This is a genomic window from Rhizobium sp. P2_G2 (genome assembly GCF_056403555.1).
The window spans coordinates 49,277-63,406 of the sequence record NZ_JBFUFF010000011.1 but is presented as its reverse complement, the minus strand read 5'-3'; the positions used below and the strand labels follow the sequence as shown (position 1 = coordinate 63,406).

The following is a 14,130-nucleotide window of genomic DNA, read 5'->3' as shown; positions in this document are numbered from 1 at the left end:
CATGGAAGCGCACGAAAAAGGCTTTTTCACCGAAGAGGACTCCGTCGCCGTCGTTACCGGCCGCAATCAGAACGCCAGGGACGAACGGCTGAAGCAGGTGATGGAAGTCATCACCCGCAAGCTGCACGAAGCGGTCAAGGAAATCGAGCCGACCATGGACGAATGGATGGCGGCCATCCTTTTCCTCACCCGCACCGGCCAGATCTGCAATGAATGGCGGCAGGAATTCATCCTGCTGTCGGATGTGCTCGGCGTCTCCATGCTGGTCGACGCGATCAACAACAGAAAACCATCCGGCGCTTCCGAAAGCACCGTGCTTGGCCCCTTCCACGTTGCCGATGCGCCGGAACTGCCGATGGGCGCCAATATCTGCCTCGACCAGAAGGGCGAGGACATGTTCATTGAAGGGCGCATCCTCGATACATCCGGCAAGCCGATTGCCGACGCCGTGCTGGATGTCTGGCAGGCCAATGACGAAGGCTTTTATGACGTGCAGCAGAAGGGCATCCAGCCCGACTTCAATCTGCGCGGCGTCTTCCGCACAGGTCCTGACGGCCGCTACTGGTTCCGGGCGGTGAAACCGAAATATTACCCAATTCCCGATGACGGCCCAGTCGGACAAATGCTCAAAGCCCTTGGCCGCCATCCCTACCGGCCGGCTCATCTGCACTACATCATCAAGGCTGATGGCTACGAGATGTTGACCACGCATATCTTCGATCCGGACGACGAATACATCAACTCGGACGCGGTGTTTGGGGTGAAGGAAAGCTTGCTCGCCGAATTCAAGAAGACGCATGACCCGAAGCGTTCGAGCCAATACGGTTTCGCGGGTGATTTCTGGGATGTCGAGCACGATTTCGTCCTGGCGCGAAAAGGCGAAGCGCGGMATTAACGATCGCGCTTGACAAATTCTCAGATACGAGACATTTTCCCAGATATGGAAAACGTCTCACCTGACCATGCTATTGATAGACAAATCGCCCAGCGCCTCAAGGCCCTTCGCAATGAGCGAAACTGGTCCCTGGACGATCTGGCAAAACGCAGTGGCGTCAGCCGTGCCTCGCTGTCGCGGCTGGAGAATGCCGAGGTCAGCGCTACTGCCGCCGTGCTTGGCCGCCTGTGTGCGGCCTATGGCATGACGCTGTCGCGGTTGATCCGGCTGGTGGAAAGCGAGTTCCAGCCCGTTATCGCCCGCGATGCGCAGCCGGTCTGGACCGATCCGAATACCGGTTACGTCCGCCGCTCCGTGTCGCCGCCGGCTCAGATGCTGGCGGCCGAAGCACTGGAATGCCGGCTCGAGCCGGGCACCGTGATTGCCTACGAGGCGCCGCCGCGGCCCGGCCTCGAACATCACATCATCCTGACTGAGGGCGCGCTGAGCGTCACCGTCGAAGGCCGAGAGCATAGGCTCGGGCCGGGCGACTGCCTGCGCTACCAGCTTTTCGGTCGCAGCGAATTCCGTACCGGCGAGCAGCCGGCTCAATATTTCCTGTTCATGGTGTAGACAATGACCGACATCACTATTTCCCGCCTGACCGCCGCCGAAATCCAGGACCGCCTCGATGAACTGATAGGCCTTCTGCATGCCTGTGTCGAGGAGGGCGCCAGCATCAATTTCATCCATCCCTATTCGCATGAAGATGCAAAACGCTTTTGGGTGAGGAAAGTGCTGCCGCGCGTCGGCGACCAGGAATTGACGGTGCTGGTGGCCGAGTGCGATGGCCGGATCGTCGGCTCGGTGCAACTCGATTGCGACACGCCGCCCAATCAGGTGCACCGCGCCGATATCAAGAAACTGCTCGTGCATCCCGGTTTCCAACGCCGCGGCATCGGCCGGCAGTTGATGGCCGGGATCGAAGGGATCGCGCGTGGCTTCGGCCGGTCACTGCTGACGCTCGACACCCGCAGCGGCGACAAGGGCGAACCGCTCTACCTCTCGGTCGGCTTCATTGCGGCCGGCACCATCCCCGACTATAGCCGCGACGCCAGGTCGGAACGGTTCGATGCCGCCACCTTCATGTACAAGCCCCTCTGATCCTCAGATTGTTAGCATAGTTTTAACCATAAGAACGCGCCAATTCAGGGCGAGTTGCGGTTGTGCGGAACATTTCGGTACAGATTCCAGTTACCCGGACAACAAAGGCGCTGAGCGAAACGACTGGCGCGATCAACGGCGAAACTGCTGTGAGGGACGAATGCAAACCGATCCGATCTCCGTGCTCGTCGTCGAGGACGAGCCGCTCATACGGATGGCCGTCATCGACGACCTCGAACATGCGGGCTTCAATGTGCTTGAAGCCGAGAGCACGGACAAAGCAATGTCCTTGCTCCGCAGCCATCCGGAAATCCAAGCGCTGTTCACCGATGTCGAAATGCCCGGCAGCATGGACGGCCTCGAACTGGCCGAAAAGGTCCATGACCGCTGGCCGCCGATCAAGATTCTCGTCACCTCAGGCGCCGTGCGGGTGCGCAAGCGCGACCTGCCGGAGGACGCGCTGTTCATGCCGAAGCCGTATAACAGCGATGCCGTGATCTCCACGCTACGCGATCTGGTCCTGGCAGCCTGAGCAGTCAGGCTGCATGTGCCCTGAAGGCACTCATCTGGCCTTCGAGCGCGCGCTGGAAGGCCGGCCTTGCCTGACACCGCTCCATATAGGCTGCGAGATTGGGATAGTGGGCAATCAGGTCCGTATGGCGGAGATTGCGCAGCACCGCGACCATCATCAGATCCCCCGCCGTGAATTTCCCGTCGAGATAGAGCTTGTCGCCCAGTGCGGCTGACAAGTCAGCGAGACGGCTGCGAAGAAACGCCTCCGCCGCTGGCCGCCGCTCTTTCGCCCAGGCCTCGTTGGCGTAGAAAAGATCGATCTGCGCGAAGGGCACGACGGCGATCTCTATGGAGTTCAGGGCCGCTATCACCCAGGTGATGGCACGCCTGCGCGCCACTTCATCCTTCGGCAGCAGGGTTTCGCTCTTCTCGCCGATATGCAGCACGATCGAACCGGATTCGAAGATCGTCAGGTTATCCTCGATCAGCACCGGCACCTGGCCGAAGGGCTGCATGGCAAGATAGTCCTCGCTTCGTTGGACCGACGGATCGATCAGCCGGACATTGTAGGCAATGCCGGCTTCCTCCAGCGCCCAGCGGACGCGCAGGTCGCGGACAAGACCCTGGGCCAGCGGCGGCACCCATTTGAAAGCGGTGATGGTGATCATATCATTGCCTCCCGGGCAAAAGCCTCTGCATAGGTCTGTTCGCGGTCAAAACACTGGTTCCAGCCGCCGATATGGCTGTCGCGCGCTTCGACGCTGATGAACGGCGCCTGGTGGAAATTCTGCACCGTCCTGCCGTTCTCCTCGTGGAAGGTCACGGTTACCAGCGTGTCCATGCCGGGCTGGTCACGGCCGTCCTCCCAGGCGAAGCTGTAGACGATGCGGCTGTTCTTCTCGATCTCGCGATATTCGCCGCCCATCCAGCTCTCGCCATACTCCTTGGAAACGATGCAGGCGCGCCATTTGCCGCCGGGGCGGAAATCGCTGTCGAGATGGGTGCAGGTGAAATTCTTCGGTCCCAGCCAGCGGGCCATGTGGTCGCGATCCTCCCAGATGCGGAAGACCAGCGCCACCGGCGCGTCGAAGGTGCGGACAATCAGCAGTTCGTCGTCTGCGATCTCTCGCGGTTCAGTTTTCGCGTCCATTGTCGTCTCCTTTCTGAATTTCCCTGAGGTAAATGTCCATTCGGTCGAAACTGCCTTCCCAAAGCGCGCGATAGCGCTCCAGCCAGTGATCGACGGTCTTGAGGGGCGCTGTGTCGAGCTTGCATGGCCGCCACTGCGCCTCGCGACCGCGGGTGATCAGCCCCGCCGTCTCCAACACCTTCAGGTGTCGGGAAATGGCCTGCAGGGTGAAATCGAATGGGGCGGCAATCTCATTGACCGTCGCCTCGCTCTCGGCGAGCCGGGCAAGGATCGCCCGGCGGGTTGGATCGGCCAGGGCAGAGAAGGTGAGGGAGAGTGTGTCCTGCATATTTAACAATCTCGTTTATCAACATAATTGTTGAATAAGAGACGTCTGATGAAATGTCAAGGGCGCGGCAACGGAAAATAGGGAGACGGCCGCCAGACAGAATCCGCGGAAAGAAGTGTTTGCCCGTCGCGAAGACGCTACTGTTTGCTGGAGCGCCCCGGCTATTCCATCATCAGGATATGATTGCGCACCACCGGATAGATTTCGTTTTCCCAGCGCTTGCCGTTGAAAACGCCGTAGTGGCCGACATTGGCCTGCAGGTGGTGGCGCTTGAGATGTGGCCGGAGCGAACTGCAGAGGTCATGCGCCGCAGCCGTCTGGCCAAGTGCGCAGATATCGTCGCGGCCGCCCTCGACGGTGAGCAGCGCCGTGCGCCGGATCAGGCCCGGATCGACCTTTTTGCCCTTATAGGCGAAATTGCCGGTCGCAAGTTCCGATTTCTGGAAGATGCGATCGATGGTTTCGAGATAGAATTCCTCGGTGAGGTCGAGCACGGCGAAATATTCGTCGTAGAAGGTCTTGATCTTCTCCGCCGCAGCCGTCTCGCCCGCTGCCAGATGATCAAAGAGTTTTTGATGTGCGGATTTGTGCCGGTCCATGTTCATCGCCATGAAGGCGGCAAGTTGCAGGAAGCCGGGGTAGACCCGCCGGCCGCCACCCTTGTGACGCAGCGGTACTGTGGAAATCACCGAATTCTTGAACCATGACAGCGACTTGGAGACGGCGAACTCATTGACCTCGGTTGGGCTTTCGCGCGGGTCGATTGGCCCGGCCATCAGCGTCATCGAGCGCGGCGTACAGGGATGGTTTTCGGCCGACATGACTGCAACCGTCACCAGGCTCTGCACACAGGGCTGGCAGACGGCAAGGATATGTGCGCCCGGCCCGATCTCCTCCAGGAAACGGATGATATATTCGACGTAATCCTCGACGCCGAATTTTCCTGCCGAGACCGGCACATCCCGCGCATTGGCCCAGTCGGTGATGTAGACGTCGTGATCGGCGAGCAATGTCTCGACCGTGCCGCGCAGAAGTGTCGGGAAGTGGCCGGAGAGCGGCGCGATCACCAGCACTTTCGGCTGGCGGACGTCGCTGTCCTTGACGAAGTGCAGCAGATTGCCGAAGGGCAGATGAAGCGCGATCTCGGGCCGCACGGGCACCTCGCCCTGGCCGCTCCGCACCCGCTCGATGGCGAAATCCGGCCGCGCATGGGTGAGTTCGAAGCGCGAGATCATTTCGAGCGCGGCGAGCCAGTGACGCACCATCGAGCCCCTGACGTCGCAAAACCCGCTGTTGAACAGCGACAGCCAGCTTCGAGCCAGCGTGCGGTAAGGGGCGGCCATATCATCCTGAAACTGGTAAGCTTGATAGAGCATTCGCAGCACGCCCCGCTTTTTCCGTTGTGCGATGCAAAAAACTAGTGCACTTTTTGCCCGCTGACCAGAAGATTATGTGACGGTTTCTTGAAGAAAGGCGAAGCGCCATGACGGAAACGACACTCACCATTTCGTCGAAGAACTATTCGTCCTGGTCGCTGCGCGGCTGGCTGCTCTGCAAGATGGCGGGACTGGAGTTCCGCGAAGTCCCCGTCGCGATCGACGATCCCAATGCGCGCAAGGAACTGCTGCTGCTGTCACCCTCCGTGCTCGTGCCGCGGCTCAGCCATGGCAAGGTGACGGTGTGGGACACGCTGGCGATCGCCGAATATCTGGCCGAGATCACCCCCAAGGCCGGGCTGTTGCCGAAGGACATCGTCGCCCGCGCCCATTGCCGCGCGGTCTCGGGCGAGATGCATTCGGGCTTTCATAATCTCCGCTCGGCGCTGCCGATGAACATCAAGGCCCATCACGACAAGTTCAAGATCTTCGCCGGTGCCCGGCCTGACATAGACCGGATCCGCACGATCTGGAGCGAATGCCTTGAGACCTATGGCGGCCCCTATCTGTTCGGCAATCAGCCGACCATTGCCGACGCCATGTATGCACCGGTCTGCTCGCGCTTCAAGACCTATGCGGTCGAACTTTCACCGCAACTTGCCGCCTATCGCGACCTGATCCTTGGCTGGCCCCTGATGCAGGAATGGGCTGAAGGGGCCACGGCTGAGGCCGACGAGATCATCGAGCTCGAAGTCGAATTTTAGCTGTCCGATATTTTCGGCTGCTGGTATCCTCATAAGATGCGTCTCCATCGACGATCTTGCAAATGGGGGGATTGGCAATGCCGCATATTGCAGTCGACTATGACAAGAGCACCGAGGCGCCGGTGGGCAAATGGGTCTGCGCGCCCGGTTCCGACCTCGGCCCTTTCGATGAAGCGCCGACGGAAAACCTGTTGCAGCCCAACTATTGCGGGCAATGTGTCTCCTATGTCAAACGGGTCTGCCCCAGCCTGCGCAACACGGCGACATTGAACTGGAAGAAGGGCGACCTTGCCAAGGGCAACGAAAACATCAAGCAAGGCACGGTGATCGCCACCTTTGACAAGAATGACAAATATTTCGGTCACGCTGCCGTCTATGTCAGTCAGGATAAAACGGCACTCTATGTCTATGACCAATATATCTATGGGTCGAAACCCAAGGGTGTTGGTCCCAGGCCGCTGAGATTCAAGGCGGTTGGCGCGGTCAATGACGGCGATCTTTTCTACATCGTCGATTGACCGGTCCGGCGCGGTTCTGAGATCGCGCCGGCCAAAATGCAGAGCTTCGCCGCTGTGGCCACCCTATTTCTTCGAAAGCACTTCCTTCGCATAATCCTCGATCGCCTTGCGCCGCTCCGGCGTGCCGGGATGCGTCGAGAACATGCTGGTATTGGCATGGTCACCGAGCTTGTCCTCCAACAGCGCGAAGAACCGGCCGATCGCAGTGGGATCATGTCCTGCCTTGGCCATCAGCTCGACGGAGACGCGGTCGGCCTCCGCCTCCGCGTCTCGCGAATAGGAGAGCGACAATAGCGCCGCACCATCGGTCAGCACTTCATGGCCGCCCGAGCCGATATCGCCGGCGATCAGCATGATCAGCCCGGCGGTGCCGGCGGCACGATACATCTGCCGCAGCGCATGATGCTTCTCGACATGGCCGATCTCGTGCGCCAGCACACCGAGGATCATGTCGGTGTCGCTGCCGGCCATGCCGATCAACTGATCGGTGATGACAAGCGAGCCGTCCGGTAGAGCAAATGCATTCGGACCGATATAACCACCGTCGCGGAAATAGAGGTGGTAGCCCTCGCGACCCCGACTGGAAAAGCTGGCGAGCTTGCCGAAAGCGTCGCTGATTTTCTGCTGCTGTTCAGCCGGCAGCTTCGATGGCCCCAGGACAGTCTTGTCGAGCGAGGCAAGTGTGCCGGCGGACATCATGTCGCCAACGACCGGCGGCGTTGCCCAGACGGCAACTTCCACCAAAGCCGGGATGGCATAGCGATAGATCAGTGCAGAAAACAGAAAGACCGCCAGCACGAGAACGATCAGTCGTGGATGGAACCGCTCCAGTTCATGAATCCAGACGGCGCGGTTGCGCCGGTGTTCCCGCAATAGTGTGTCGACGGCGTCGTTGTCGGTGGTTTCGAACAGGCCGCCATCGGCAAAACTGATCCGGCGCGGGATACTGCCGATATGGTCGGAAACCACCATCGTGCCGATCGTTTCCTCGCCGACCAGGCTACGGTCGGGCAGCCGCACCGCCAGCCGCTCGCCGTCAGCAAGAAGTGCGGCCTCCAATGCCTTGCTGGAGCCAGGCGGATGCCAGATGCCGCGCGCGACCATCACTTCAGAAGCCAAAATCGAATCCTTCCAGATCCATATATTCCGAGCCGATCGCCGAGCCGCTGGCCTGGATGGCGCCCACCACGTCGCCGATCTCGCCCTGCGGTATGATGCCGGTATGGGTCAGCATGTAACGCTGCTCGCGCACCGCCGCCCAGGGCCGCATCAACCCCAATGTAAGGAGTGTGACCACTGTGTTGGAGAGCCAGATCCAGACATAAGTGAGGCGCTTGAGATCGCTCCTCATCTGGTGCCGGCCGTCGAACAGCATAGCATTGACCACGATATTCCTGACCGCGACACGGTAGATCATGCCGGCGAAGGCGTAAATGACAACGAGCGGCAAGACCACGCCGTAGACCGCCAGGATGATGAACATCGCCGCTTGCCTGCCGGAGGGGTCGTCGGTACGCTGGAGGAAACCGTTGAGCATCGGATAGGCGACCAGCAAGGCGACGAAGCCCATGACAACCAGGCCGACGATGACCATCACCGCGGGCGGGATGAGCGCTCTGTAGATCGCCCCGAGCTTCGGATCGGTGGAGAAGGGCCGGTCGCCGTAGCGCAGATGGTTGAAGATGTAGCGGCTCGCCCAGCGGCTGGCGAGCGGCGCGAGGATACCGAGCGTCAGCACCGAGACAACGCCGCCGAGTATGATCGACGTGAACGCATCCCATTTGTTGCCGGTGAAATCGAAACGTACATTGCGATAGCTCGTCACCCGGGCATTGAACCTGAAACTGCGGACGATGAAAAATGGCAGGAGCGCCGCGAACACGAAAGGCGTGATGGCGCCGGCGAGCGGTACGGCCTGCGTGACCACGTTGACCATCGCAAAAATGATAAAGACGATGGCGCGGCCGAGGAAAATCTGCAGGCCTCTCGCATGGTAGTCGAAGGAATAGCCGTCGAGAAAGGTATTGCCGCGGAAATAGCGCATGCGGCGTACCTTCGCCCAGGCAGAATAAATACCGAAAGTTACGATCGTCAGCAGGATGTTGACGATCCAGATGCCGAAATATTCCCCGGCATTGCCGCGGAATTCGGCGCGTTTGAGTGTATTTTCCGCCATGACTTCAAAGTTTCCCACTGCAAGAGATGTCTATGGATGACGGGGTCGTTCGCCCGAATATTCGTCAGAAGCCAAAGTCGAAGCCATCGGAGTCAAGGAATTCAGAGCTGAACACATCACCCTCCTGATGACTGATCGCCGTGACATCGGGAAGTTCGCCGAAAATCCAGATGCCGGTGTGCTGAATGATGAGTTTTCTCTCCCGGATCGCTGCCCAGGGTCTCAGCAAGCCGAGGCTCGCGAGGGTAAGCATGGCGTTCGAAAGAACGACCCAGGAATATTTCAGTCGAGGCACGTTGCTGAGCAGCAAGTGGGTATCATCATAGCGTGTCGAACTGATCATCACGTTGCGGACACCGATGCGGTAAACCAGCGTCGTGAAGTAGTAAGCAAACAGGATCGGAAGAATAGTAGCGTAGTGAAACAGGATTTTCACGATCCAGGTGAACCATCGTCCATGGGAGTAGATGTCCGATAAGCCCATATACTCCCGTTCTCGAATGAAGCCTACAACGAGAAACGCCGGCACCATTCCGCCAATCATGATCAACACCGGCAGCACCATCGACTTGTAGAGAGACCAGATTCTGCCCTCGGTCTTGAATTCGCGATCTCCAAAGCGGAGATTGTTGATCATGTAACGCTGGAACCACCAGCTTCCGATCGGCGCCAGCAGTCCAAGGCTAGCGAAGCTGAGAACGCCTCCAAGAAGGACGCTGAGGAAGGCAGGCCCAAGCCGGCCGGTAAACTGAAAGCGCACATTCCGGTAACTTGTGACGCGCGCCTTGAACCGCAGCCCGCGCTGGACGACCCAGGGCAAGATGAGCAGAACAAGCGCAAACACAGCCAGCGCCGCCATCGGATAGAATTGCGCCAGCGTTTTGTAGGCAATCAGATATGCGCCGACCATGAGCCAGCCCTTCAACAACTGGCCGCCGGTCGCGTTATAATCGAACGAATGCCCGTTTAAGAAAGTGTTGGCGTAGAAATATCGATTTCGCCGGACTTTTGCCCACGGAGCATAAATACCGAGCGTAACGATCGTCAGCAGGGTATTGACGATCCAGATACCGAAATACTCTTTCGCGGTGCCGTTGAACTCGGCCTTTTTCCAAATCCCATCGGACCGTGTGGCGAGCATCGCCTCGACATGTCCGTTCGTCGGTGCCTGTCGCGAAACATTGACAATCGACGCAGACGTAAACTGCAAAACCAAAATCGGACCCCTCGAACGTGTTTTGCAGCCGCCCCCAGCCGCAAAGCATCTCCGATGGAATTCACCATGAAGTTGCGCCAACCGCAAGATGAAAAAAGGCGGGCCGCCTTCGCAACCCGCCCGTAATGTCCTGTCTACTTCATCGTCTATCCTGAAACTGCTCGGCATTTTCGGAGGATATGCATCAGCTGTCGGTGTCCTTGTTGCGGAATGCCGCTTCTCCGGCATCCGACACTTCGACCCACTTCTTGTCGGGCGCTGCGTTTTCGGCGTAGTTGTCGTGCCAGTTCCACCATTTGTAAGTCGGGGTCTGAGGATAGCCCTCGGGGGAGTCCTCCCAGAGTTCCTGCCGGCCCAGCGGCGTGATGTCGAGATAGTTCCAAGTGCCGCCCATCTGCTCGTCGCCGCGATTGTTGACGAAATAGGTGCGGAACACGCGATTGCCATCACGGTAGAACACGTTCGTGCCGTGCCATTCGCCGACGCCAAGATCGGCGTCGAAGCTGTCGGTAATGGTGTACCATGGCATCTCCCAGCCCATCCGCGCCTTCAGCCGCGCGATATCCGCCTGCGGCGCACGCGAGATGAAAACCAGCGTCGTGTCGCGGGCATTGAGATGCGCGACATTGGCCACCTGGTCGGCCACCATCGAGCAGCCGCGGCAGGCGTGCTCTGGCCAGCCGAAGACGCCCGGCTCGAAGAAGGCACGATAGACGATCAACTGATGCCGGCCCTCGAACAGGTCGAGCAGGCCGACTTTGCCGTCAGGACCTTCGAACACATAGTCTGCTCTTACGGCCATCCACGGCATGCGGCGGCGCTCGGCGGCGAGCGCGTCACGGGCACGGCTCTGTGCCTTTTCCTTGATGAGCAATTGCGCGTGGGCCGCCTCCCATGCTGCCGGCTCCACGACCGGCGGCGTGTGCATGGCGGGCGAAGTGACTTTCTGTTGGCTCATATTTGTCGTGGTCATGATGTCTGAAACCTCCTTGTTTGCGCGAAGTCCAAGTCCCGTGATGAGACCTGGCTGCATCGCAGTTCAACGCTCGGCGTCGCAGGATAGTCTGACAGTGGATGTCGAAAGGCGGGAGTAACAAGTGTGGCGGCATTCCGATCGGGTGGATGGCCACAGCGGACGGCGACCCGCTTGCGCTCACGCTTGCACCGAAACTTGCAAGGCTAAAAAATCGGCATGCCCGTCAGGTACAGGGCTTGTGTGGTTCGAGCTCGACGCGACGCCCAAGTCCGGCGATGAATTTGTCGAGCCCATCATTCTCGACATCGACAAAGCGGCCTTCTTCCAGGTCTAAGAAGCCGACCTGCGCGGCCTCCCGCAACGCTTGTAATTCAAAAACCTCACGCGCTTGGCGCATTTCGATCAGCCGTAGGCCTTCGCGCAGCACCTCGCTCGCATTCTGATAGCGCCCCGACCTCACAAGACGGTCGATGATGTCCTCGTGATGCTGGGTCAGCACGACATTGCGCTTCGGCATGGGCGGAACCTCTAAAACAAACCGGCTCAGATATAGACGAATTGGCATAAATGCTGACGTCTGGATATTTTGCCGCCAGACTTAGGTTCCCGCAACGCATTTTATAGGGCACCAAGCTCAATTCATTGCATCGTCGGAATGGCTAATTCTGCGCCGTTTCACAGCTTGAGTCCATCGATCGGTGATCCGTCGTGATCTTGATTTGTGTCCGATCAAGGCCGTTCCGACAGAAATCTAGTTGCACGCAAACGTTTGTGACGATTTATTCCGGTCGTAGAATTCTACATCGAAGGAATATGCGTGTGAGTGATTCCCCAGGCCTTTCGAGTGACGATTTCGACTCTCAGCGCCGCTACTACCAGACCCATCCGCCTGCTTGCCTTTTTGCATTTGACGTCAAGCCTATCGAGGGGAAGGGCGGGGAAACGTTGGAAAGTGGCTGGATGATGAGGTGCAAATGCGGATTGTCCAATTTTCGTGGTCGGATGTATTCGACGATAAATCCAAGTTGGTCAAAGACCGAACCCGTGCTTGTGAGCCCGATAACCTTGGCTTGCACATCATGCAGCGACGAAGGGGTAGTTTTCGATTCCAACAAGGACGGCTATGATCCCGCAACGAGCGGAATCGGCCACTCGATTTATGGGCCAAAACAAGACGGCGCCAACCAAATTACATTTGCCTGCCGAAAATGCGGCAATCAAAGTCTAAAGTATTTCTCAATATTTCGGTATACGGATGATCTATATATGGATGATTTTTCGAAATTTCGGGGCGTTGAGCAGAATTTATTCGAGAATTTTTCTCTTATATATAGATGCGATGGATGCAAAACGGTGGAGATGGCCTGCGATTTCGAATGCGCTTAAAGACTTCCTGCGTCGCCTTCGCTAGATTCAGAAGCTCCTCAAATTGAACTCGTGATTTTCAAAGAGAAGAAGCGGGCCCTGGCAGAGCCCGCCTCGCTAAGCGAGCGACAGCTTACTTCATCGTCGGCATGACGAATTCCGCGCCGTCCTTGATGCCCGACGGCCAGCGGCTGGTGATCGTCTTGGTCCGGGTCCAGAACTTGAACGAGTCCGTGCCATGCTGGTTGAGGTCGCCGAAGGACGAGGACTTCCAGCCGCCGAAGGAGTGGTAGGCGAGCGGCACCGGGATCGGCACATTGACGCCGACCATGCCGATATTGATGCGGCTGGCGAAGTCGCGGGCAGCGTCGCCGTCGCGGGTGTAGATCGCGACGCCATTGCCGTATTCGTGCTTCATCGGCAGCGACAGCGCGTCTTCATAGTTCTTGGCGCGAACGACAGACAGGACCGGTCCGAAGATTTCGGTCTTGTAGATGTCCATGTCCGGCGTAACGTTGTCGAACAGGCAGCCGCCGACGAAATAGCCGTCCTCATAGCCCTGGAGCTTGAAGTTGCGGCCGTCGACGACGAGCTTGGCGCCTTCTTCGATGCCGCGGTCGATCAGGCCCTTGACGCGGGTCTGGGCTTCCTTGGTGATGAGCGGGCCCATATCGGCCTTTTCATCGGTATAGGGACCGATGCGCAGGCTTTCGACCATCGGGGTCAGCTTGTCGATCAGGCGGTTGGCGGTTTCTTCGCCCACCGGTACGGCTACCGAAATCGCCATGCAGCGCTCGCCGGCCGAGCCGTAGCCCGCGCCCATCAGCGCATTGGCTGCCTGGTCGAGGTCGGCGTCCGGCATGATGATCATGTGGTTCTTGGCGCCGCCGAAGCACTGGGCGCGCTTGCCGTTCATTGCCGCGGTGCCATAGACATAACGGGCGATCGGCGTCGAGCCGACGAAGGAGACGGCAGCAATATCGGGATCCGTGAGGATCGCGTCGACAGCGCTCTTGTCGCCGTTGACGACGTTGAGGATGCCCGCCGGCAGGCCGGCTTCGATCATCAGTTCGGCGAGGCGGATCGGCACGGACGGATCGCGCTCGGAGGGCTTCAGGATGAAGGCATTGCCACAGGCGATTGCCGGCGCAAACATCCACATCGGGATCATGGCTGGGAAGTTGAACGGCGTGATGCCGGCGCCGACGCCGACAGCCTGGCGGATCGAATACATGTCGATATTCGGGCCGGCGCCTTCGGTGAATTCGCTCTTCATCAGGTGCGGCGCGCCGATGACGAATTCGCACACTTCCAGGCCGCGGACAACGTCACCCTTGGCGTCTTCGATCGTCTTGCCATGCTCCGAGGAGAGCAGGCGGGCAAGCTCTTCCATATTGTCGTTGAGCAGTTGGACGAACTTCATGAACACGCGGGCACGGCGCTGCGGGTTGGTCGCGGCCCATTTCGGCTGGGCGGCCTTGGCGTTTTCGACGGCGGCGCGCAACTCGTCGACGCTGGCGAGCGCGACTTCCGCCTGGATTTCCCCTGTGGCAGGATTATAGACGGGCTGCTTGCGGCCGCTCGTGCCGGCGACCTGCTTGCCGCCAATGAAATGTCCGATCTGACGCATGGATTTTCCTCCGGTGTTCTGATGGCGCGGAGTGTACGCTTCAATTTGCACAAAGCAATGATCTGGAATAAGCATCCGCT

16 protein-coding genes are annotated in these 14,130 nt (G+C 59.0%); 6 read left to right on the top strand and 10 right to left on the bottom strand.

Features of this window, described 5'->3' with window-relative positions; all coding sequences use genetic code 11:
* The first annotated feature begins 1 nt into the window (after position 1).
* The 4 genes from AC1D06_RS11570 (at position 2) to AC1D06_RS11555 (ending at position 2,570) form a co-directional block, all read left to right on the top strand.
* Complete coding sequence (locus AC1D06_RS11570) at positions 2–895, top strand: intradiol ring-cleavage dioxygenase (RefSeq protein ID WP_477986332.1); 894 nt, start codon at positions 2–4, stop codon at positions 893–895.
* 45 nt (positions 896–940) lie between these two features.
* Entirely contained in the window at positions 941–1,507 is a 567-nt protein-coding gene (locus AC1D06_RS11565; protein ID WP_477986331.1) for a helix-turn-helix domain-containing protein, read from the top strand.
* A gap of 3 nt (positions 1,508–1,510) precedes the next feature.
* Positions 1,511–2,038: a GNAT family N-acetyltransferase gene (locus tag AC1D06_RS11560; RefSeq protein ID WP_477986330.1), complete on the top strand. Its 528-nt coding sequence runs from the start codon at positions 1,511–1,513 to the stop codon at positions 2,036–2,038.
* 160 nt (positions 2,039–2,198) lie between these two features.
* Positions 2,199–2,570 carry a response regulator gene (locus AC1D06_RS11555; protein ID WP_477986328.1) on the top strand — a complete coding sequence of 124 codons (372 nt, stop codon included), beginning with the start codon at positions 2,199–2,201 and terminating at the stop codon, positions 2,568–2,570.
* 4 nt (positions 2,571–2,574) lie between these two features.
* On the opposite strand, the gene AC1D06_RS11550 is transcribed toward AC1D06_RS11555, so the two are convergent.
* The 4 genes from AC1D06_RS11550 to AC1D06_RS11535 form a co-directional block, all read right to left on the bottom strand.
* Positions 2,575–3,219: a glutathione S-transferase family protein gene (locus tag AC1D06_RS11550; RefSeq protein WP_477986327.1), complete on the bottom strand. Its 645-nt coding sequence runs from the start codon at positions 3,217–3,219 to the stop codon at positions 2,575–2,577.
* Positions 3,216–3,701, bottom strand: a complete 486-nt coding sequence (locus tag AC1D06_RS11545) for an SRPBCC family protein (protein WP_477986326.1) — start codon at positions 3,699–3,701, stop codon at positions 3,216–3,218. Before AC1D06_RS11545 ends, AC1D06_RS11550 begins: the two co-directional genes overlap by 4 nt.
* Positions 3,685–4,029 carry an ArsR/SmtB family transcription factor gene (locus AC1D06_RS11540; protein WP_477986325.1) on the bottom strand — a complete coding sequence of 115 codons (345 nt, stop codon included), beginning with the start codon at positions 4,027–4,029 and terminating at the stop codon, positions 3,685–3,687. Before AC1D06_RS11540 ends, AC1D06_RS11545 begins: the two co-directional genes overlap by 17 nt.
* 161 nt (positions 4,030–4,190) lie before the next feature.
* On the bottom strand, positions 4,191–5,405 hold the full coding sequence (locus AC1D06_RS11535) for a polyhydroxyalkanoate depolymerase (protein ID WP_477986324.1): 1,215 nt from the start codon (positions 5,403–5,405) through the stop codon (positions 4,191–4,193).
* Between the two features lie 107 nt (positions 5,406–5,512).
* Here AC1D06_RS11535 and AC1D06_RS11530 point away from each other — a divergent pair, with 107 nt between their 5' ends.
* Positions 5,513–6,169, top strand: coding sequence for a glutathione S-transferase (locus AC1D06_RS11530; protein ID WP_477986323.1), 657 nt, complete (start codon positions 5,513–5,515; stop codon positions 6,167–6,169).
* Positions 6,170–6,246: 77 nt separating this feature from the next.
* Positions 6,247–6,687, top strand: coding sequence for a BPSL0067 family protein (locus tag AC1D06_RS11525; RefSeq protein ID WP_477986322.1), 441 nt, complete (start codon positions 6,247–6,249; stop codon positions 6,685–6,687).
* A 63-nt stretch (positions 6,688–6,750) separates the two neighbouring features.
* Here AC1D06_RS11525 and AC1D06_RS11520 read toward each other — a convergent pair whose 3' ends face one another.
* From AC1D06_RS11520 to AC1D06_RS11495, 6 genes are all read right to left on the bottom strand, one after another.
* A complete protein-coding gene (locus tag AC1D06_RS11520) occupies positions 6,751–7,809 on the bottom strand; it encodes a M48 family metallopeptidase (RefSeq protein ID WP_477986372.1) in 1,059 nt (352 codons plus the stop codon).
* Entirely contained in the window at positions 7,796–8,863 is a 1,068-nt protein-coding gene (locus AC1D06_RS11515; protein ID WP_477986321.1) for a YjgN family protein, read from the bottom strand. The genes AC1D06_RS11520 and AC1D06_RS11515 overlap by 14 nt, the downstream gene beginning before the upstream one ends.
* Before the next feature lie 64 nt (positions 8,864–8,927).
* A complete protein-coding gene (locus tag AC1D06_RS11510; protein ID WP_477875738.1) occupies positions 8,928–10,079 on the bottom strand; it encodes a YjgN family protein in 1,152 nt (383 codons plus the stop codon).
* Positions 10,080–10,263: 184 nt separating this feature from the next.
* Complete coding sequence (locus AC1D06_RS11505; RefSeq protein WP_477986320.1) at positions 10,264–11,052, bottom strand: DUF899 domain-containing protein; 789 nt, start codon at positions 11,050–11,052, stop codon at positions 10,264–10,266.
* Between the two features lie 226 nt (positions 11,053–11,278).
* The gene (locus AC1D06_RS11500) at positions 11,279–11,572 is read right to left on the bottom strand and encodes a type II toxin-antitoxin system ParD family antitoxin (protein ID WP_477875736.1); all 294 of its coding nucleotides are present in this window, start codon (positions 11,570–11,572) and stop codon (positions 11,279–11,281) included.
* 981 nt (positions 11,573–12,553) lie between these two features.
* Positions 12,554–14,050, bottom strand: coding sequence for a CoA-acylating methylmalonate-semialdehyde dehydrogenase (locus AC1D06_RS11495; protein WP_477875735.1), 1,497 nt, complete (start codon positions 14,048–14,050; stop codon positions 12,554–12,556).
* Positions 14,051–14,130 lie beyond the last annotated feature (80 nt).